This is a genomic window from Ruegeria sp. YTSA219 (genome assembly GCF_059609985.1).
On record NZ_JBXWMT010000001.1, the window covers coordinates 394,486 to 414,662 of the forward strand.

Here is a 20,177-nt window from a genome sequence, read left to right on the forward strand (position 1 = left end):
CGAGGAATGAATATGGCACAGGCCATGAAAATCGCCATTGTTGATGACGAACAGGACATGCGCCAGTCGATCAGCCAATGGCTGGCACTGTCGGGATATGACACTGAAACCTTTTCCAGCGCCGAGGATGCACTGAAAGTTCTGGGTCCGGATTATCCGGGTATCGTCATATCGGACATCAAGATGCCTGGTATGGACGGGATCCAGCTGTTGAAAAAGCTGATGGGCGCGGACAGCACCTTGCCGGTGATCATGATCACAGGCCACGGTGACGTGCCAATGGCGGTCGAGGCCATGCGCGTGGGTGCGTTTGATTTCCTCGAAAAGCCGTTTAACCCGGATCGGATGTCCGAACTGGCCAAACGTGCCAGCAATGCCCGCCGGTTGACGCTGGACAATCGGGCCCTGCGCCGCGAGCTGTCCGGTGGCACTCAGATCATGAACAAGCTCATCGGTGCCAGCCCCGTGATGGAGCGCCTGCGCGAGGATATTCTGGATCTGGGGCAGGCTGACGGTCATGTTCTAATCGACGGAGAAACCGGCACCGGGAAAACCCTGGTTGCACATGCGTTGCACGCTGTTGGCAGTCGCGCAGGCAAAAAATTTGTTCTGGTTTCGTGTGCTGCCCTCGAAGAAGAGGCCTTGGGAAAGCGTCTGTTCGGCCCGATGATGCCAGAAGACAGCCAGTTGCCCGCGATTGAGGAAGCCCGGGGTGGAACTCTGGTTCTGGAGGATGTCGAGGCGCTCAGCGATACGCTTCAGGCGAAACTGCTGAGTGTCATGAACGATCAGGGCACACCTGCCGAAACCCGCATCGTCGCCATTTCTAACCTGCAGGAAGCTGGGAAAACCAGCGAGGACGTTCTGCGCCCTGATCTGTTCTACAGGCTTGCAGCATTGCGGATCACAATGCCGCCGCTGCGTCAGCGCGGTGAAGACATTCTGACCCTGTTCACACGGCTGAGCGAGCAATTCGCTGAAGAATACGGCTGCGATGCACCTCAGGTCAGTGCGCAAGAGGCAGCTCAGCTTTTGCAAGCGCCGTGGCCCGGAAACGTACGGCAGCTGATAAACATCGCGGAACGTGCCGTGCTGCAATCCCGTCGCGGATCGGGGACGATCGCGTCTCTGTTGATGTCTGATCACGAAGAAATGCAGCCCGTGATGACGACCGAAGGCAAGCCGCTCAAGGAATATGTCGAGGCATTCGAGCGGATGCTGATCGACAATACCATGCGGCGACATAAGGGGTCGATTGCCTCGGTTATGGATGAACTATGCCTGCCGCGTCGGACATTGAATGAGAAGATGGCCAAATATGGCCTGCAACGTTCCGATTACCTGTGACGGGCTTGAGGCGATGCCTTTGTGGCCCTTTGGGTGATACCAAGTAATGTTTTTAGCTGGATAACGAGATCCCGACCGGTGGTCGGGGTCTTCAATGCAGTTTGCCCATTGTCTTTTCCACAGGACTGCTTTTATTGTAACCAGACGGGCTGGGCGGATTTGACGCCGAAAAGTCCCGATCTTTGAGATTCGCTGCTACGCCACTGGTGGAGACCAGGTCCCACACTGGCCAAGCAGACCGATTGTGCCCCTTAACGGGGTGATTGAACGCCTGAGCCCGCAGAAAAGCGGGCGAAAGGAATAAATGGGCAGGCAGCGGTTGTTCGCGCCTGTCGGAGAAGAACCGCGATGACGCGCGCGCAACGACTGAGTGTACGGGCAGGGGGCCATAGTGCCAGACCCTGCAGCGCGCCGTCTGAAATCGCCCTGACAAGACACCACCCCAAAAGCACCCATCCTCCTGGACGGGTTAGGACAACGCGTTTGGCGCGGTGCACTAAGGAAACATGGCTAAGAAAATGCTTATCGATGCCACCCACGCGGAAGAAACCCGCGTCGTGGTGGTTGACGGAAACAAGGTCGAGGAATTCGATTTTGAATCCGAAAACAAACGTCAGCTTGCTGGCAACATATATCTAGCAAAAGTTACACGGGTCGAACCCTCGCTGCAGGCAGCTTTTGTTGACTATGGCGGAAATCGCCACGGATTCCTGGCGTTCTCGGAAATTCATCCCGACTATTATCAGATTCCCGTCGCTGATCGCGAAGCTCTGATGGAAGAAGAGCGCGCCTATGCCGAGGCAATGCGTGCGCGTGATGAGGCTGAGGAAACCAAGCCCAAAAGACGCCGTTCGCGCTCGCGCGCCAAGGCTGCCGATATCAAATCGGATGATGCAGTGGAATCGGTCGAAGTCTCGTCCGAACCCACAGGCATGGAAACGATTGACCTGGATGAGAGCGATGAGGCCAATGATCCTTCTGTAGAAGAAGGAACATCTCCGGCCGATCATGTGGCAGAAACTCCTGTAGAAGAGCCGACGGACGAACCGGAGGCGGAAGAAGCAACCGCAGAAACTGAAGACGCGCCTGCGGAAGAAGTCGACCAATCAGATGCTAGCGCTGATCAGGACGGCACGGACAAAGAAGCCGAGGCGCAGGAAAGCACCGCGACTGAGACGGACGCGGATGACGCGACAAGCGCTGAAGCCAACGCCGAGGACGCCCCTGACGAGGCTGGCGACGACGAAGAAGAAAACACCCGTACGGACGCCACTGCAAAAGACGAGACCATTGAGTCGGTTGCCGACGAAGATGACAGCGAAGACATCCGTCCACCGCGCAAACCGCGCGCGCGCCGGTACAAGATTCAAGAAGTCGTCAAAGTACGCCAGGTTCTGCTTGTGCAGGTCGTCAAGGAAGAGCGTGGCAACAAAGGTGCAGCTCTGACCACTTATTTGTCACTTGCTGGCCGATATTGTGTTTTGATGCCGAACACCGCGCGGGGCGGCGGCATCAGCCGTAAGATTACCAACGCGCCTGATCGCAAAAAGCTTAAGGAAATTGCGGCTGAGATTGACGTCCCGACAGGGGCGGGTCTTATCATTCGGACCGCCGGGGCGAAACGCACCAAATCCGAAATAAAGCGCGATTACGAATATCTGCAACGTATGTGGGAACAGATCCGCGAGCTGACGTTGAAATCCATCGCGCCTGCGAAGATCTATGAAGAAGGCGACCTGATCAAACGGTCGATCCGCGATCTCTATAATCGCGACATCGACGAGGTTCTGGTCGAAGGCGAAGGCGGATATCGCATCGCCAAGGACTTCATGAAAATGATCATGCCGTCGCACGCCAAGAATGTGCAGCGGTACGAAGACGCGCTGCCATTGTTCGCGCGCTATCAGGTGGAAAGCTATCTGGCGGGGATGTTCAACCCGACGGTACAGCTGAGATCGGGTGGCTATATCGTGATCGGTGTGACCGAAGCGCTTGTGGCGGTCGACGTGAACTCGGGTCGGGCAACCAAAGAAGGCTCGATCGAGGAAACGGCCCTGAAGACCAACCTTGAGGCCGCCGAAGAGGTAGCCCGCCAGTTGCGTCTGCGTGATTTGGCCGGCCTGATCGTCATCGATTTTATCGATATGGACGAGCGGAAGAACAACGCCGCTGTCGAAAAACGCCTGAAAGAAAAACTGAAAACAGACCGTGCGCGCATCCAGGTTGGTCGCATATCTGGTTTTGGTCTGATGGAAATGAGCCGACAGCGCCTGCGTCCCGGTATGTTGGAGGCAACGACACAGCCTTGTCCGGCCTGCCATGGCACCGGCCTGATCCGTTCGGATGACAACATGGCGCTGAGCATTCTGCGCCAGATCGAGGAAGAAGGCACGCGCCGTCGCTCACGCGAGGTGCTGGTGCGCTGCCCGGTCAGCATCGCCAACTTCCTGATGAACCAAAAGCGCGAGCATATCGCACAGATTGAAGCGCGCTATGGTCTGTCGGTTCGCATCGAAGGGGATGTGCATCTGGTAAGCCCTGATTTCTCGATGGAGAAGTTCAAGACCGCCAGCCGGATTGTTCCCGAAGCCAGTGCGCCGGTTGTATCGGTTGATGCCACGCTGATGGAAATGGTCGACGCCTCTGAAGAAGAGACCGTCGAAGAAGAAACGCCGCAGGCTGAAGATGAAACCAAACCCAAGCGCAAGCGCCGTCGGCGTCGTCGCAAGAAGGGCAATGGTGGTGCCGAGGGGCAGGATTCTAACGGGCAAGAGGCTGATGAAGATACAGCTGAAGCGTCCGAGGAAGCTGTGGAAGAACCTGCAACAGATGCCGTAGTAGCGGTGGAAGAGACGCAGGAAGAAGCGCCTGCCAAGCCTAAACGCCGCCGGGCTCCGCGTCGCAAGAAGAAGGACGCCGAAGATGCCGAGACGATAACCGAACAGGTCGTCGAAGCTGAACCAGAGGCCAAGGTCGAAGCTGAAACGGAAGCTCCGGCAGAAATCGAAACTGTCGAAGCCGAAGCAGCACCGAAACAGGAAACGGTTTCGGAAACTGCCGTGCCGACAGAAGAAACGCCGGAAGCGGCAGAGCCTGTTCAAGAGGTTGTTGCGGTTGAAGCCACTGAGGAACCAACAGTAGAAGTCACAGAGCCTGTGCTGGAAGTGGTTGCGGATGAACCGGAAACGCCATCGGAGCCTGCCAAGCCAAAACGGCGCGGTTGGTGGTCGTTGGGCCAGTAACTTGAAAAGGCGGGCCTCAGAGCCCGCCTTTTTATTTGACGGGTCTCAAACGGACTTCTGGATGGTGTAGACCTGATGCCCGTCAGATTCTTCCTGTGACAGCAAGCGATGTCCACTTTCCATGCAGAAATGTGGAACATCAATGACTGCAGCGGGATCATCCGCCAGCACTTTCAAGACCGCTCCCGCGGGCATTGACTTGAGCCGTTTACGGGCCTTCAGGACGGGCAGAGGGCACAGCAGCCCCAACGCGTCCAGTGTCTCGGTTTGGTTTGACATGTACCTGAGATATTTCCACTTTCAGACGGTGTCCAGCGTGCAACCACGAGGATGTGACCGAATGGCCCCGTGACGCGGGCGACTTCATGACATATGTGCTGAAACATGTTCGGAATTGATATCATTGACGCAGGGCTGTTGCCCGCCATGTTCATCGCATTGCTCGGTGGGTTGATCAGCTTTTTATCGCCCTGCGTGCTGCCGATTGTGCCGCCCTATCTCGCCTATATGAGCGGCGTCACGATCAACGAGATGCAGGATGAGGTCCGCGCGCGCAGAAAAGCGACACTTTCGGCGCTGTTCTTTGTCATGGGGCTGTCCACGGTGTTTCTGTTGCTTGGCTTCACAGCCTCTGCGTTTGGGGCGTTCGTGCTGCAGAACCAAGTGCTGTTCGCCAAGATCTCAGGCGCGGTGGTCATCATTTTTGGCCTGCATTTCCTGAACGTCTTCCGCATCCCATTCCTTGACCGTGAGGCCCGGATCGAAGCCGGCGACAGCGGCGGGTCTGTCTTTGGGGCCTATATTCTGGGTCTGGCCTTCGCCTTTGGCTGGACGCCCTGTATCGGCCCGCAACTGGGTGCGATCCTGTCGCTGGCTGCCTCCGAGGCATCCGTCGCACGTGGGACATTGTTGCTGGGCGTCTATGCAGCGGGTCTTGGCATACCTTTCCTGCTCGCCGCGATGTTCCTGAACCGATCCATGTCGGTGATGAACCGAATAAAGCCCCATATGGCACTGATCGAGAGGATCATGGGTGGCCTGTTGCTGTTTGTTGGTATCATGCTGATCACCGGCCTGTTCACTGAGTTCAGCTGGTGGCTGTTGGAAGCCTTCCCGGCGCTGGCAAACTTTGGGTAACCCTCTTATCTGACTTACTTTGGCTGTAATGCTGCGCTAACCTGCGTCGCAGAAGGTAAGACCATGAGCAGTCAGACAAATCAGCCTCGGATGAAACGGCGTAGGGTATTCTATATTCCCGGATATGACCCGATCCCCCCACGGCGCTATCGCGAGCTCTACCGCAGTGAAAGCGCAAGACAGGCGGCTATTTCAGGGTATGAAATCTCGGTCTCGCCCAAAACCGGAGAGGGCTTGTATGGATGGCACGTCCATTCGGTTCAGGACGGGGCAGAAGTTCACACAGATGTCGAGGTGCTGGTCTGGTCTGACATCGTACGCTCCAGCATGTCGAACTCGATTGCGGCCACCTATCTGCAGATGCTGCGTACGGCATGGATCTATATCTCGACCGGGGTGTTATGGCGCCTGATGCGATTGCGCAAAGGACCGGTGATAGCCGCTCTTTATCCGATCGTGATGCTGATCGCACAGCTTTTGGTCGCAATGGCTGTGGTCATCGGGTTGACAGTTCTGCTTGCGCCGGTCCTGTCTTTGGTGGCGTTGGTTCTGTCTATTGGTGTTGCCTATGTGCTGATGCTGTGGTTCCGGAAAATCGACAACAAGCTGTTCGTCTATTACCTGATGCACGATTACGCCTATTCAGCGGCTTCAGGCGGAAAAACGCCTCCTGAATTGGCCGGACGCCTATCGGAGTTCACAAATGCGATTGCCGCAGCTCTTACCGATGAGACGGATGAGGTTCTGATCGTCGGCCACAGTTCCGGCGCTCATCTGGGTGTCACGGTTCTGGCCGATCTGATCCGATCCGGACGGGTGGGCACAGACGGGCCAGAGCTGTCCTTTCTGACATTGGGGCAGGTGGTTCCCATGGTCTCGTTCCTGCCCAACGCATATGATCTGCGCGCGGACCTGAGGTTTCTTTCGAAACGCGAAGACTTGGCTTGGGTCGACATTTCTGCACCCGGGGACGGCTGCGCATTCGCTCTGTGTGATCCTGTCGCTGTAAGCGGGGTCGCGGATGCCGATCAGCGCTGGCCTTTGGTGTTATCTGCAGCGTTTACGCAAACGCTGTCAGCAGAACGGTGGCGCGCCCTGAGGTGGCGGTTTTTCAGACTGCATTTCCAATATCTCTGTGCCTTTGATCACCCGGACAGGTACGATTATTTCCGCGTGACTGCCGGGCCTCTGTCGCTTGGGCATCGGTTCGCCGATCGCAAACCTTCGGGATCCCGGATTGTGCGATCTGTATCCAAGTATGTTTCGGTGCAAGCATGACCCCGCCAAAGCCCACATCGCGGCCAAACAAAGTTTCGCTGTGGCGCTATTTCAGATTGTTTCGCAAGGACATCCTGTCGGCGCAGCCACAGCGATTGTACCGCGCGTGGATGGCCGAGTTTAAAACGCCGTTCTTTCGGTCATATTTGACGAACCAACCAGAGCTTGTTGAAACCGTTCTGAAAAAACGCCCCGATGATTTTCCGAAATCAGACCGTATTGGCGAGGGTCTGCGGCCATTACTGGGAAATTCCGTCTTTCTAACCAATGGTGAAAACTGGAAACGCCAGCGCCGGGTTATCGATCCGGCCTTTGAAGGCGGGCGCCTGAAAGATACCTATCCGGCCATGGTACAGGCGGCCGAGGCCTGCGTCGCACGTTTGCGCGGGCAGGCCGGTTCTGTCATCGAGTGCGAAGAGGTTACCAGTCACGTCGCCGCGGATGTGATCTTTCGAACGCTTTTTTCTGTACCGATTGAAGACCGCGTTGCGTCTCAGGTTTTTGAGAAATTCCGAACCTATCAAAGAGAGCAACCGCTGTTGAATTTGGCGGCGTTTCTGCCTCTGCCCAAATGGATGCCGCGGCTACATTCCAGAAAAACTCGCAAGGCCGCGCGTGAAATCAGGATGCTGATCACCGAAATGACCGCTCAACGCGCGAGGATGATTGAGGCCGGGCAGGCGCCGCATGATCTGGCGACAAAGATCATGACAACGGCTGATCCCAAGACCGGCAAGTGTTTTGACACGCAGGAGATGGCTGATCAGGTGGCGATCTTCTTTCTGGCAGGCCACGAGACCAGCGCTTCTGCGTTGGCTTGGGCATTGTACCTTTTGGCGACCCACCCGGATTGGCAGGACAAGCTGGCGGCCGAGGCGCAAGGGCTGGACCTATCCGATTTTACCTCCGTATCGCTGCTGAAGCTCAGCCGCGATGTGTTTCGGGAAACGCTGCGCCTGTACCCTCCGGTCCCGATGATGGTGCGAGAGGCCACATGCCGCGAATACTTCAGGGGCCGGGCTATTAAACCGGGCTCGCAGATAGTCATCAGCCCATGGCACCTGCATCGGCACGAACGTCTGTGGGCAGACCCCGACGGGTTCGACCCGTCCCGCTGGGCCAAGGGCAATGAGGAAAGTTGTCCCAGAGAGGCATTCATCCCATTCTCGGCCGGGTCGCGCATTTGCATCGGTGCCGGTTTTGCAATGGTCGAAGGTCCCTTATTGCTGTCGTCACTACTGCGGAAGTTCAGGTTCGAAATCTCGGACACGCCAGAGCCGGTTCCGGTGGCTCATCTGACCGTCAGATCCAAAGATGGAATTTGGTTGCGCCTGGTTGAGCGCTAACAAACTACCATCGGCATGCTCCATGCTGTATGCGGTTGAAAAACGCGGAATCATTTCGAACGGGAAAGTCATATGTCCAAAACACAACAGCGCGAGCAGATGTCCAACGGTGCCGGTTTTATTGCTGCTCTGGACCAAAGTGGCGGCTCGACCCCAAAGGCGCTGGCGCTTTATGGGGTAGACGCGTCAGAATACGGCTCGGACGCAGAGATGTTCGGCGAAATCCAGAAGATGCGCGCGCGTATCATTCTGGCGGATGGCTTCACAAACGACAAAGTCATCGGCGCGATCCTGTTCGAACGCACGCTCGGCGAAGAGATTGATGGCCGTAAAGTCGCAGATTTTCTTTGGAACGTAAAAGGCATTGTTCCGTTTCTGAAGATCGACAAGGGCCTCGAGGATGAGGCCAATGGCGTTCAGGTCATGAAACCGATCCCCGGTCTGGCCGACACTTTGGCTAAAGCCGAAGGCGTTTTCGGCACTAAGGAACGTTCCGTGATTCATGAGGCCAACGCCAAAGGCATCGCAAACGTTGTCGCGCAGCAGTTCGATGTGGCGCGTGAAGTCGTTGCCGCCGGTTTGGTTCCGATTGTCGAGCCCGAGGTGAACATCAACTCGACCACCAAAGCCGAAGCCGAAGCAATTCTAAAATCGGAAATCTTGCAGAACCTAGATCAGTTGGATGATGGTCAGGATGTCATGCTTAAGCTTACCATCCCCAGCCAGGCTAATCTGTATGACGATCTGGCTGACCACCCCAGAGTTTTGCGGGTCGTAGCCCTGTCCGGCGGATATTCGACCGAACAAGCCTGTGATCTGCTGGCGCAGAATAGCAAGATGATTGCGTCTTTCTCTCGTGCGCTGACCGAAGGACTGTCGAAAAAGCAGTCAGATGCCGAATTCAATACGGCCCTCGGCAGCAATATCGATAAGATTTCTCGCGCCTCTGCCTAAGCTGCGCTATTCCGGTTTAGTGAAATCGCGGCGCATCTGTGCCGCTTTTTCCCGCATAGAGCACTCGGTCGCATGATCGTTTACAAGACCCATGGCCTGCATGAATGCAAAAACCGTGGTCGGGCCCACAAACTTCCATCCCCGCTTTCTAAGGTCTTTGGACATGGCAATAGATTCAGCCGAAGTTGAGGCTGTTTGTGGCGCTGGCGGTGAACTGGCCTCATAGCGCCAGACATAAGCTGCAATCGACCCCTCAGCTGCCACCAGCTCCTGGGCACGCCGGGCGTTGTTGATGACTGCTTCGATCTTTCCGCGGTGCCTGACAATGCCTGCATCCAGCAAAAGACGGGTGACATCTGCCTCATCAAACTTCGCTATTGCGTTGTAATCAAAATGTTTAAATGCTTTTCGAAAGTTCTCGCGTTTGGAAAGAATGGTGCGCCAGCTGAGGCCGGACTGAAAGCTTTCAAGGCAGAGCTTCTCAAACAAACGCTGATCGTCGCTGACCGGATAGCCCCATTCATTGTCGTGATAGTCGAAAAACTCTGGCGCAGACTGACACCATGCACAACGCGGTTGACCGTCTGGGCCGGTAACTGTCTTGTTCATCGCGATGTACCCCTTTTGTTCTGGTATGAGCATAGGCGTTTTTCAGAGGTCAAATCAAGAACGGAAAGTCAGCCGCGATACCAGTTCAGAATATAAACGCGTATTGCCGAAGCCAATCCGACCTCAGGGTCGCGGTTAAAATCAATTTCCGCAGCTAAGGCGTTGATTGCCATATCTTTATCAGCCGCAATGGCACGAAAGGCTTTCCAAAACTCGTCCTCAAGAGATACCGAGGTTCGATGACCTTTAAGCGTCAATGAGCGTTTGATGGGACGTCCACTCATTTGTCGATCTCGTGTCCATCCAAGTCGCGCCGGGACTTTTCCAGGTGTTTTTTACTTGCGTCTTTCTCGGCTTTGTTGCGCCCAAATGACACGGCGTTCTGGTCGGCGCGGGCCTTTTTCTCGGCCCGCGCCTTGTCTTTTCTGTACCGGTTAAGATTGACCGGCTTTGCCATCAGTCCTTGGGCCCAATCATTTGTTCGGGACGCACAACCGCGTCAAAGGTCTCGGCGTCGACAAAGCCAAGCGCGATGGCCTCTTCCTTGAGGGTGGTGCCATTCTTATGCGCGGTCTTGGCGACGGTCGTGGCGTTGTCATACCCGATGGTTGGGGCAAGGGCGGTGACCAGCATGAGCGATTCCTTCATCAGCTTTTCGATGCGTGGTTCGTTGGCCTGAATGCCCAGCAACATCCGCTCGGTAAAGCTGTCTGTGGCATCACCAAGCAGTTGGATCGACTGCAAAAGATTGTAGGACATCATGGGGTTATAGACATTCAATTCGAAATGTCCCTGGCTGCCGGCGAATTTGATGGCGGCATCATTGCCCATGACATGGGCTGCGACCTGAGTCAGCGCTTCGGCTTGGGTCGGGTTGACCTTGCCCGGCATGATCGACGATCCGGGCTCATTCTCGGGCAGGATCAATTCGCCCAAACCGGATCGCGGACCCGAGCCCAACAGCCTGATATCATTCGCTATTTTATAGCAGCTACCAGCGATGGTCGCCAGTGCGCCTGACAGGAAAACCATCGCATCATGGGCGGCCAGCGCCTCGAACTTGTTCGGAGCGGTCACAAAGGGCAGGCCGGTGATATCAGCCATATTCGCAGCGACTGCCTCGCTCCACCCGGTTTGGGTGTTCAGGCCGGTACCAACAGCGGTGCCGCCCTGGGCAAGCTCGTAAATGCCAGGCATCGCGGCGTTGACCCGTGCGATACCTTGACGAATTTGATGGGCGTAGCCGCCAAATTCCTGACCCAGTGTCAGCGGCGTGGCATCCTGCGTATGGGTCCGGCCGATCTTGATGATGTCTTTGAATTCTTCGGCCTTCTGCTCCAGCCCCGAGGCCAGCTTTTCCAGACCCGGCAGCAGAACGTCCCGAACGCTCATACCCGTGGCGATATGCATGGCCGTCGGGAACGTGTCGTTCGAGGACTGGCCCATGTTGCAATGATCGTTTGGATGAACCGGGTCTTTTGTGCCGATTGTACCACCCAGGATTTCGATAGCCCGGTTCGCAATAACCTCGTTCGAGTTCATGTTCGACTGGGTGCCGGATCCTGTTTGCCAGACGACCAGCGGAAAGTTGTCATCGAACTTACCTTCAAAAACCTCACCCGCGGCCTGAATCACCGCATCCGCAATTCGCGCGTCCAGTTTCCCGGTCGACTTGTTCTGGATGGCGCAGGCTTTTTTGATCACACCTAAGGCCCGCACGATGGCCACAGGCTGTTTTTCCCATCCAATGGGGAAGTTCATAATCGAACGCTGGGTCTGCGCACCCCAGTATTTGTCTGCGGGAACCTCCAGCGGGCCAAAGCTGTCGGATTCGGTGCGGGTTTGAGACATCGGTCACTCCGTCATGTATACCATTGCATGCCAATTACAGTCAGCAGCGTCGCGGTGCAATCGGCCAGTTGCGCGCACCATAAACTTATGCCTGACAAAGGTATAGGCGCAGAGCTGCGTCATTTTTCTCGTCGCAATCGCCATCACCGCCATTGTACGCGCCGGTGGGTGAGCTACTATAGAGTCAGAGCACGCCGGAGGCCGCAATGCGTCTGAATCACCCGACCACTTGCCTGAAATTCATTTTCTATTCCTTTGCCACCGTTCTGTGGGCCTCCTTGGTGGTAAATCCGCTTCATGCGGCAGATATTGAGCCCTTTGTTGGCAGCTACGTTGGGTCTGCCAATGTTGTCGATGCAAACGGGACCGAAACACCTCGTGATATGAGTGTGTCAATCCAGGAATTGAAGAACGGGTTCAATGTTAGTTGGAAGACGACAACTTACAAACTGAATGGCCGCGTCAAGGAACAGGCATTCTCGATTGATTTTCAGACCTCGGACAGATCGGACATCTTTTCCGCGGCCATGAAGCGCAATGTATTCGGCCATGAAGTTCCGCTTGACCCGATGCAGGGGGAACCGTTCGTCTGGGGCCGGATTGAGGGTCAAACTTTGACCGTGTTTTCGTTGTTCATTGCAGAAAATGGCGGCTATGAGCTGCAGCAATATGACAGAACGCTGGCAGAAGGCGGTCTGAACCTGTCATTTTCCCGTTTCCGCAACGGTACCAAATCACGTTCCGTAGAGACGTTCCTGACGAAAGAGTAAGCCCCGCGAACCACGAGGCTTTCCAGCGCATATACTATTTTCTGAAGCTGTCCAGGGACACGACATCAGCGTCATGCTGTTGCGGTTCTTCTTCGACCTCGATTATCTCATCGTCCATCGGATCAAAGTCATCCTCTTCATCCGGGCTTTCAAAACGCAGGCCAAATTCCACAGAGGGGTCGACAAATGTTTTGATCGAGGCATAGGGGATGTACAAAGGTTCCGGCGCGTCGCCAAAGTTGAGCGTGATGGCAAATCCGCTTTCGCCGACCTCAAGATTTTCGAACCAATGCTGCATCACGACAGTCATCTCTTCCGGATAACGATCATGCAGCCAGTCGGCAATTTCCACGCCGTCACACCTGGTATCAAAGGTAATGAAAAAGTGGTGCGCACCCGGCAGGCCATTTTCTGAAACGCTGGTCAGAACCGTCTTGATCAACCCGCGCATGGCGGTGTGCATCAGGTTCCCATAGTCGATGTCTTGCGACATGTGTCATCCTCAAAAGTGGCTTCCCTCAGCATAAGGGATTCCTTTGGAAACGAAAGGCCGGTTACACGCTGACTGTTCAGAGAAAAAACAGGCCGGTGCCAGCAGCTAGCATAACCATTAGCGTAAGCGCCATGCCCAATTTAAGTTTAAAAATCAACGCTCCGGCGAAGACAGTCAGCACAGCAGCTTTCACATCCAATGAGGTCAATTCAGGCCAGGGCAGGCTGATTGGTCCAAAGGTTTTATTTGGCAGTTCTGAAAACAGCACATTCAGGGCAAACCACACGGATAGGTTGAGAATCACCCCAACCACAGCAGAAGTAATACCTTGCAGGGCCGCCGATAACCGGGGCCGCGCAGCGATGTGGTCAAGATAGGGGGCTGTGAGGAATATCCACAGAAAGCAGGGAACGAATGTTGCCCAAAGTGCAACGATACCTGCGGCGATGGCCAGCATCGATCCGCCCGAGATCTGACCGGTCAGCATAGCGACAAATTGTGTTACCAAAATCAAAGGCCCCGGTGTCGTTTCCGCCAGACCAAGCGCGTCGATCATCTGATCTGTGGATATCCAGTTATACTGATCCACAACGGTCTGCGTCATGTAAGCTAGAACAGCGTAGGCCCCGCCAAATGTCACAACTGCGAGGCGGGCAAAGAACCAGCCAAGATCGCTGAGAAGTTTCTGACCAGAAAGACTTAACAGCCACAACGGGCCAAGCCACAGAACCAACCAGATTGACGCGTTCCGCAGCACATCGCTTAGGCGCGGGGTGGGGGTGTCGACCGGTCGGGCGGCGACGCCGTTGAAGCTCAGATACCCCCAAAGGGCTGCCGCCGCGATGATCGCGGGGAAGGGGAGGTCGAACAGAAAGATTGCCAGAAACGCGAGGCCCGAGATCGCACGATGTGAGACGTCCGACAGCGCTTTGCGGGACAGGTTTCGCAGGGCCTGTAGCACGATGATGATCACCGTAGCTTTGACGCCGAGAAACGCGGCCTGCACCAGAGGAAGCGCGCCATAGGCCGCGTATAGTGCCACCAATGCTGAGATAATGATCGCACCGGGCAGAACAAACAGGCTGCCTGCGATCATACCGCCCGAGACGCCGCGCAGACGCCAGCCGGAATAAGTTGCAAGCTGCATCGCCTCGGGGCCGGGCAGCAACATGCACAGCGACAGAGCCCGTAGATAGGTTTCTTCGTCCAGCCAGGGACGCCTTTCGACGAGTTCCTGATGCATCAATGATATCTGGGCTGCCGGGCCGCCGAAGGACAGCAATCCAATGCGGCCGAACACGCGGATGAGTTCAGGATATGTTGGTGTGCTCATTTCTCGACTGCCGGCCAATCATGTTTCTCATCAAACCCGTCGCGGGCCCAGAGATACAAGGCATCGTACAGATGCATCCCGGCCTCGATGGCCTGATGGTCGTCTTTATATAGGCGCGATAGCCCCACCGAGACCGCAAGAAGCCCGGCTGCTTCGGGCGCCAGATCATGCCTGTTCGTATCCGCGGCCCGGACAATTGTCGCAAGCCTGTTCATTGCGGGCGTAGCAAGCTGGAAATCTTTTACCAAAGCATCAAATGTGCAGTTATCCCCACGATGGCTCCAGCGGACGCCCTCAACATCGAACGGGGTGGCGTTAAAGACTTCGGATACCTTTGCCACTTCGGATGGGGCAACAAACAGAAAACGTGCGTTGGGGTCGATGAAACGCCGGATCAACCAGGGGCAAGCAATGCGATCAATCTTAGGCCGATGGCGCGTTACCCAGAGTGAAGGAGACGCTGGTATATCTGCAAATGGGATGCGCGGTGCATCGGGCGTCTCGCGCCAAGCATACATGCCGCCTTCCAGATACTCAGCGGCTACGCCTTCACTCCTCAGCCAGGAAACAACGGCCTGACTCAGCTTTTTGCCCTTTTGGCAAATGATGATGCAGGGGCGGTTAGCGATGAGCCCCTTCAGCCCATCCAGATCCTTCGCCGGATGACGAACCGAGCCCGGTATCAGATAAGGGTCCTGTTCAAAATCGGTGTCAGTGCAGATGTCCACTAGAACAGGCGCCCGGGACGTTCCGATCAGACGTAACAGTTGTTTCGATGTTATAGCATTAGGCGCAGGCATGGCATGTCTCCTGTGATCGACGGATACATGCGAAACTTGGGCTGTCGCCTCACGGGGCGTTCGCAATCTTACCCCATAGGCTTTGCTACCGCGACAAGCCAGTCGGGGTCAAGATTGCGAGCTCATTTCCTAGGCCCAGTCCAGCCGTTGACCAGTCATGCATACGGGCAGGGTGTCCTTGGGAAACTGACCAAGCTGTTCAAATAAGGAAATGAAGTCAAACTGGTTATACGCCTCGACAATACGACCTTCTTTAATGCGGCCAATCATACTGCCAGAGGCCTGCAGTGGTGCGCCGTTATCGGCGCGTGTTGTGCTGACCTGCAATATCGCCGATACCCAATCGCCATTTTCGATGATTTTGGGCAGCTCAACATGGATATCGCCCAGAATGTGGCGAAACGCCATGACCAGATCCCGAAAATCATCGGCCCCCACCTGCATTTCCGGAATCAGTCCTTCGGCTGTCGTTTCCGGCGCGAAATACCGATCAATCGCATCGGTATTTCCGTTTTCCCAAACCTCTGAATACCATTCTCTGAGTATATCTGCGTGTGACATCCCAGCTCTCCTTTTCCTCACGGGCCGAGCATGACGCGAATGAGTGAACAAACTCTGAACGTGAACACAGACAGGGTTAAACAGCAGACATTTAAGGGAAAATGCAGGTTTCTGTTGCCAGGTACCTGCGAACCCCGCCTTACGCTGCTAGGCGCAAGGGCTTAAGTTTCGGTCTTGCTACTGCTTACGCAGCAACTGCAACCGGAGCACGATTGTCATTTGCAATTGTACTGTTTGGGCCGGTACGGTGGCACCCCGCCGAGACAAAGCTAACCCCTTTAGACGTTCGTCGATCCTATTTCGGCCCCGCGATCCTCAAATGAAGGATATTGGTGGAGCCGCCGGGTACCGCCCCCGGGTCCGATCCGCTTATTACGAGCGCGTTTATGTCCATAGTCCCGAAGGACATCCCTTATATAGGTGAGCCACAAGGGGAAAGCAAACCCCATACTTCAACTAAAAGACGGATTATATAATAACGCCTTAGCTTGGTCGGTTAATGTTTGCCAGGATCAGCCACAGCGCCAATATCAGCTCGATTCCCCCAAATGTCATCGCTTTGATCAAAGGGGGGTGATCCAGAATGACGGAAACAAACCGGCCCAAGGCTGCGCCGGCATAAACAACGCCCAACATCGCATAGGCCATGGGAGTGTTCAGCCAAATGACCGCAATTCCGGTGACAACAAAAAGTCCACCGACCGAAGCTCGCATTTCGCTTAGACCCATCGTGCTGTTCGTGGGTGCCAGATCCAGCGAGGCCGCGGTCCAGGCGGGCGCGAGAAACCCAAAGAGGCCGAAACCGATTGTCAGAACCGCCGCTGCAACATTCAAAATCGACGTCATTGTACCCTCATTCGGTTGGTTTGCGCCGCTGTTTGGCAACGTCCAGGGCAAGCTTACGGGTATAAGCTTCGAGATCCACCAGTGCTGAATCTACCGCAGCAGCGTCCCGCCGATCCAAAGCATCGGCAATCTGGTTGTGCAACACGATGATCTCTTCTCGGGACCGCGCCGTAAACGTGATCATGTTCATCAAAGGCTGCATCGCCTCGACGGCGCCGGCCAGTTGATAGGACAACACCGGATTGCCGGCCCCATCGACCAATGCCCGGTGAAAGGTCACATCCGAGGCGCAAAAGGCTTCGTCTGTCAGCCCGGGTTGAGCCTGCCGAAATATCTCGGCACGCATCGTCGCCAGATGATCCGCCGTCCTGCGTTCGGCTGACAAAGTTGCGCAGGCGCGTTCCAGCGAATACCGAGCCTCGCAAGCCGTTTCAAAACTGACCGCATTCATGGACAGCAGCAACGTAGATGTTGTGATCTGTTGGGAATACGCATCCTGATAGCTCAGCCGGTTGACAAATGCGCCGCCGGTCGCGCCACGTTGGGTGCGGATCAGGGATTGTGCCGCAAGGCGTTTAAGGGCCTCGCGCACGGTTGGTCGGGACACCTGAAACTGGTCGGACAGTTCCGCCTCAGAAGGCAGGCGTTCATCTACAATCAACCGACCCGATATGATCGCATCTCGGATTGATTGGGCGATCTGAACCGAAAGATCAGCAGGTTTCTTGGGGTCGATTTTCATTTTGAGCAGGGCCGCAGGCAAAATTTCATTTGTCTGACATTTAAAAGTCTGACATTTGAATTGCAAGGACTGAGTCGGGAGGGACAAGTGAGTCGCGCAGTTCTACGTAATGGGTTTTGGCTGGGATTCTACGCTCTGATCCTGTGGGCGTGGTGGATGATGTTTGTGATGAACCGCGCCATGGATCTGGACTGGATCGGTCGTCCCGGAGCGATGGGGCAGGCTATGCGTGCCATGGACCCCAGGATGGACATGTACATGCCCATGGCAGAGTTCGGCCCGCTGTTTTGGATGTGGGCCATCATGATGGCCGCAATGATGTTGCCGACCATTGTCCCAACTTTGCGCAGCTATGACGATCTGATCCGCAGCGCAGATGGGACGCGGTCCGGCTGGATTGGCGTCTTGGTGGGTTATTTCGTCGTCTGGGTCGGGTTTGCCGCGCTCATTACCGGGGTGCAACTGGTTCTGCTGTTTGGCGGCGTTGTCGACATGCTGGGCATTGCGAAATCCGGGCTTGTTGCGGGTGGGTTGATGATCGCCGTCGGCGCCTTTCAGTTCACCCGCGCCAAAGAGCTGTGCCATGGGGTCTGCCATGCGCCAATGACCTATTTTTTCGGCCATTGGAAAACCGGTTTTTCAGGCGGTTTTCGCATGGGGCTTGGCCTTGGTGCGTTCTGCGTTGGATGCTGCTGGGGCTTTATGGCGCTCGGCTTTGTGGGCGGCGTCATGAGTCTGCTGTGGATGGGTCTGGCGACATTTTTCATGGTTCTCGAAAAACTACCCCAGATCGGTCACGTGATTACACGACCGCTGGGATTTGCTCTTATCGCGGGCGGCTGTGCCTTGCTCGTGTACCCCTTTATCTATGGAGGATAAGCTATTGGCTAAGAACAAAAAACCAGAGGCGGATCGCCTGCCGATCAGCCAACGTATCGACAGCCGCATGCCCAACCCCAAGCGGCGTGAGATGAGCCCGACGAATTGGGCGATCAAGGGAGAGCTGATCCTTAACTGCTCGTGCGATCTGTTCTGCCCCTGTGTCGTATCGCTGGGCGCGCATCCCCCGACCGAGGGTCATTGTCATGCCTGGATGGGGATTGTCATCGATGAGGGCCATTACGAGGGCGAAGATCTGTCGGGCCTCAATGTTGGCCTTCTGGTCGATATTCCGGGTCGCATGGGTGAGGGGCAGTGGAAAGTTGCCGCCTATGTCGACGAACGGGCCAGCGGTAAGGCCTATAACGGGTTGCTCCAGATATTCAGCGGTCAGGCCGGGGGCACGACCGGCTTGTTTACCATGCTGGTCAGCGAAATTATCGGGGCCGAACGTGCTCCGGTTCAAATCGAACGCGACGGGACCAAGCGCCGCATCATGATTGGTCGGAAAATCCAGGGCGAAATCGAGATGTTGGCGGGCAAGGACCCTGAGCATCCGGTGATGGTCTCAAACTCGAAATACTGGATGGGACCGGACATTATCGTGGCGCGCGGCACCAAATCCAAGGTCCGCGATTACGGTCGGGTCTGGGATTTCGGTGGAAAATCCGCCGAAATCTGCCCAATCGATTGGCAAGGGCCGAAATAACACGAAATCACAAAGGATTACGTGCAATACGTGATCCAAATTTTCAATCGCCAGACACGCCATCGCGGCCTGTTGCACCAGATTCTGACGGGACCGCAGGCTTCGAACTGTGATCTGGCATTATGCCCGAGGAGGCTTGAGTGGCCAATATTTCCTTCTCTCGCCGGTTGCGGCGCACACCTTTTTCTGAAGGGGTCGAAGCCGCAGGCGTAAAGGCATTCACGGTTTATAACCGGATGCTATTGCCAACTGTATTCGACAGCGTCGAGGCTGATTACCGGCACTTGAAAAAGCATGTGCAGGTCTGGGATGTCTCGTGTGAGCGACAGGTCGAACTCAGAGGTCCCGACGCGGCACGCCTTATGCAAATGCTGACGCCACGTGATTTGCGGGGCATGTTGCCCGGTCAATGCTATTACGTCCCTATCGTTGATGAGACCGGTGGCATGTTGAATGATCCGGTTGCGGTGAAACTGTCCGAGGACCGCTGGTGGATTTCCATCGCCGACAGCGATTTGTTGTTGTGGGTCAAGGGGATAGCGAACGGCTATCGATTGGATGTTCTGGTGGATGAGCCGGACGTCTCACCCCTGGCCATACAAGGTCCGATGGCGGATGAGCTGATGTCCCGCGTATTCGGCGAGCGCGTCAAAGATATCCGGTTCTTCAAATTCGACATGTTCGAATTTGCGGGCCGTGATCTGGCCATCGCAAGGTCAGGCTATTCCAAACAGGGCGGGTTCGAGATCTATGTCGAAGGCAGCGATATCGGCATGCCGCTGTGGAATGCGCTGTTTTCGGCAGGCGAGGATTTGAACGTACGCGCAGGTTGTCCCAACCTGATCGAACGCATTGAGGCTGGGTTGCTGTCCTACGGAAACGATATGACCGACGACAACACCCCGCATGAATGTGGTTTGGGCAAATTCTGTAACACGCATACCGCGATTGGGTGCATTGGCCGGGACGCGTTGTTGCGGGTCGCAAAAGAAGGGCCGATCCAGCAAATCCGTCCGATTGAAATCGCTGGGCCGGCGGTGGGGGCCTGCGTTGCTCCTTGGTCGGTTTACGCGCAGGGGAAACGGGTCGGTCAAATCACTTCTGCCGCTTGGTCTCCGGATTTCAACACCAATGTTTCCATTGGGATGCTCAAGCTCAGCCATTGGGACGAAGGCACGAAGATAGAGGTCGAAACGCCCGACGGTATGCGTGAGGCGACTGTAAGGGAAAAGTTCTGGATCTGATCGCAAGCGGCGTATCGGGTTCAGAAACAGGTTATT

The 20,177-nt window shown here is 55.7% G+C and carries 21 protein-coding genes and 1 other RNA gene; 10 read left to right on the forward strand and 12 right to left on the reverse strand.

Annotation, left to right across the window (positions count from 1 at the left end; genetic code table 11):
- The first annotated feature begins 12 nt into the window (after nucleotides 1–12).
- On the forward strand, nucleotides 13–1,347 hold the full coding sequence (locus AC2FFB_RS01970; RefSeq protein ID WP_142633961.1) for a sigma-54-dependent transcriptional regulator: 1,335 nt from the start codon (nucleotides 13–15) through the stop codon (nucleotides 1,345–1,347).
- A 506-nt stretch (nucleotides 1,348–1,853) separates the two neighbouring features.
- On the forward strand, nucleotides 1,854–4,589 hold the full coding sequence (locus AC2FFB_RS01975; RefSeq protein WP_496693200.1) for an Rne/Rng family ribonuclease: 2,736 nt from the start codon (nucleotides 1,854–1,856) through the stop codon (nucleotides 4,587–4,589).
- 45 nt (nucleotides 4,590–4,634) lie between these two features.
- Here AC2FFB_RS01975 and AC2FFB_RS01980 read toward each other — a convergent pair whose 3' ends face one another.
- The gene (locus AC2FFB_RS01980; RefSeq protein ID WP_271946987.1) at nucleotides 4,635–4,868 is read right to left on the reverse strand and encodes a sulfurtransferase TusA family protein; all 234 of its coding nucleotides are present in this window, start codon (nucleotides 4,866–4,868) and stop codon (nucleotides 4,635–4,637) included.
- Between the two features lie 105 nt (nucleotides 4,869–4,973).
- Here AC2FFB_RS01980 and AC2FFB_RS01985 point away from each other — a divergent pair, with 105 nt between their 5' ends.
- The 4 genes from AC2FFB_RS01985 (at nucleotide 4,974) to AC2FFB_RS02000 (ending at nucleotide 9,304) form a co-directional block, all read left to right on the forward strand.
- Nucleotides 4,974–5,726 carry a cytochrome c biogenesis CcdA family protein gene (locus tag AC2FFB_RS01985; RefSeq protein WP_281994656.1) on the forward strand — a complete coding sequence of 251 codons (753 nt, stop codon included), beginning with the start codon at nucleotides 4,974–4,976 and terminating at the stop codon, nucleotides 5,724–5,726.
- A gap of 63 nt (nucleotides 5,727–5,789) precedes the next feature.
- A complete protein-coding gene (locus tag AC2FFB_RS01990) occupies nucleotides 5,790–7,004 on the forward strand; it encodes a hypothetical protein (RefSeq protein ID WP_496874428.1) in 1,215 nt (404 codons plus the stop codon).
- A complete protein-coding gene (locus tag AC2FFB_RS01995) occupies nucleotides 7,001–8,350 on the forward strand; it encodes a cytochrome P450 (protein WP_496874429.1) in 1,350 nt (449 codons plus the stop codon). The genes AC2FFB_RS01990 and AC2FFB_RS01995 overlap by 4 nt, the downstream gene beginning before the upstream one ends.
- 72 nt (nucleotides 8,351–8,422) lie before the next feature.
- On the forward strand, nucleotides 8,423–9,304 hold the full coding sequence (locus AC2FFB_RS02000) for a fructose bisphosphate aldolase (protein WP_496693197.1): 882 nt from the start codon (nucleotides 8,423–8,425) through the stop codon (nucleotides 9,302–9,304).
- Nucleotides 9,305–9,310: 6 nt separating this feature from the next.
- Here the strand turns inward: AC2FFB_RS02000 and AC2FFB_RS02005 are convergent, their stop codons facing one another.
- The 4 genes from AC2FFB_RS02005 to fumC all read right to left on the reverse strand — a co-directional run bounded on the left by AC2FFB_RS02005 (nucleotide 9,311) and on the right by fumC (nucleotide 11,764).
- Nucleotides 9,311–9,913, reverse strand: a complete 603-nt coding sequence (locus AC2FFB_RS02005; protein WP_496874430.1) for a DNA-3-methyladenine glycosylase I — start codon at nucleotides 9,911–9,913, stop codon at nucleotides 9,311–9,313.
- A gap of 68 nt (nucleotides 9,914–9,981) precedes the next feature.
- On the reverse strand, nucleotides 9,982–10,197 hold the full coding sequence (locus tag AC2FFB_RS02010) for a ribbon-helix-helix domain-containing protein (protein ID WP_271947000.1): 216 nt from the start codon (nucleotides 10,195–10,197) through the stop codon (nucleotides 9,982–9,984).
- Entirely contained in the window at nucleotides 10,194–10,370 is a 177-nt protein-coding gene (locus AC2FFB_RS02015; protein WP_142633944.1) for a DUF4169 family protein, read from the reverse strand. The genes AC2FFB_RS02010 and AC2FFB_RS02015 overlap by 4 nt, the downstream gene beginning before the upstream one ends.
- Entirely contained in the window at nucleotides 10,370–11,764 is a 1,395-nt protein-coding gene (gene fumC, locus AC2FFB_RS02020; protein WP_496874431.1) for a class II fumarate hydratase, read from the reverse strand. Before fumC ends, AC2FFB_RS02015 begins: the two co-directional genes overlap by 1 nt.
- 206 nt (nucleotides 11,765–11,970) lie before the next feature.
- Here fumC and AC2FFB_RS02025 point away from each other — a divergent pair, with 206 nt between their 5' ends.
- A complete protein-coding gene (locus AC2FFB_RS02025; protein ID WP_496874432.1) occupies nucleotides 11,971–12,534 on the forward strand; it encodes a hypothetical protein in 564 nt (187 codons plus the stop codon).
- A gap of 34 nt (nucleotides 12,535–12,568) precedes the next feature.
- On the opposite strand, the gene AC2FFB_RS02030 is transcribed toward AC2FFB_RS02025, so the two are convergent.
- The 7 genes from AC2FFB_RS02030 to AC2FFB_RS02060 all read right to left on the reverse strand — a co-directional run bounded on the left by AC2FFB_RS02030 (nucleotide 12,569) and on the right by AC2FFB_RS02060 (nucleotide 17,309).
- A complete protein-coding gene (locus AC2FFB_RS02030; RefSeq protein ID WP_281972137.1) occupies nucleotides 12,569–13,027 on the reverse strand; it encodes an SspB family protein in 459 nt (152 codons plus the stop codon).
- Nucleotides 13,028–13,103: 76 nt separating this feature from the next.
- Entirely contained in the window at nucleotides 13,104–14,360 is a 1,257-nt protein-coding gene (gene chrA / locus AC2FFB_RS02035) for a chromate efflux transporter (RefSeq protein WP_496874433.1), read from the reverse strand.
- On the reverse strand, nucleotides 14,357–15,160 hold the full coding sequence (locus AC2FFB_RS02040) for a chromate resistance protein ChrB domain-containing protein (protein WP_496874434.1): 804 nt from the start codon (nucleotides 15,158–15,160) through the stop codon (nucleotides 14,357–14,359). Before AC2FFB_RS02040 ends, chrA begins: the two co-directional genes overlap by 4 nt.
- A gap of 129 nt (nucleotides 15,161–15,289) precedes the next feature.
- Nucleotides 15,290–15,721: an ester cyclase gene (locus AC2FFB_RS02045; RefSeq protein ID WP_142633933.1), complete on the reverse strand. Its 432-nt coding sequence runs from the start codon at nucleotides 15,719–15,721 to the stop codon at nucleotides 15,290–15,292.
- 100 nt (nucleotides 15,722–15,821) lie between these two features.
- Nucleotides 15,822–16,167, reverse strand: a transfer-messenger RNA (tmRNA) gene (gene ssrA, locus AC2FFB_RS02050).
- 37 nt (nucleotides 16,168–16,204) lie between these two features.
- A complete protein-coding gene (locus AC2FFB_RS02055) occupies nucleotides 16,205–16,567 on the reverse strand; it encodes a DUF4345 family protein (RefSeq protein ID WP_271947018.1) in 363 nt (120 codons plus the stop codon).
- Nucleotides 16,568–16,574: 7 nt separating this feature from the next.
- On the reverse strand, nucleotides 16,575–17,309 hold the full coding sequence (locus tag AC2FFB_RS02060) for a FadR/GntR family transcriptional regulator (protein ID WP_142633929.1): 735 nt from the start codon (nucleotides 17,307–17,309) through the stop codon (nucleotides 16,575–16,577).
- Between the two features lie 87 nt (nucleotides 17,310–17,396).
- Between AC2FFB_RS02060 and AC2FFB_RS02065 the strand changes: the two genes are divergently transcribed.
- The 3 genes from AC2FFB_RS02065 to AC2FFB_RS02075 all read left to right on the forward strand — a co-directional run bounded on the left by AC2FFB_RS02065 (nucleotide 17,397) and on the right by AC2FFB_RS02075 (nucleotide 20,141).
- Nucleotides 17,397–18,188, forward strand: coding sequence for a DUF2182 domain-containing protein (locus AC2FFB_RS02065; RefSeq protein ID WP_496874435.1), 792 nt, complete (start codon nucleotides 17,397–17,399; stop codon nucleotides 18,186–18,188).
- A gap of 4 nt (nucleotides 18,189–18,192) precedes the next feature.
- Nucleotides 18,193–18,897 (forward strand): DUF1326 domain-containing protein, encoded by a 705-nt coding sequence (locus AC2FFB_RS02070; protein ID WP_281994647.1) that lies wholly within the window; start codon nucleotides 18,193–18,195, stop codon nucleotides 18,895–18,897.
- Nucleotides 18,898–19,037: 140 nt separating this feature from the next.
- The gene (locus AC2FFB_RS02075) at nucleotides 19,038–20,141 is read left to right on the forward strand and encodes a dimethylsulfoniopropionate demethylase (protein ID WP_496693194.1); all 1,104 of its coding nucleotides are present in this window, start codon (nucleotides 19,038–19,040) and stop codon (nucleotides 20,139–20,141) included.
- Nucleotides 20,142–20,177: the final 36 nt, after the last annotated feature.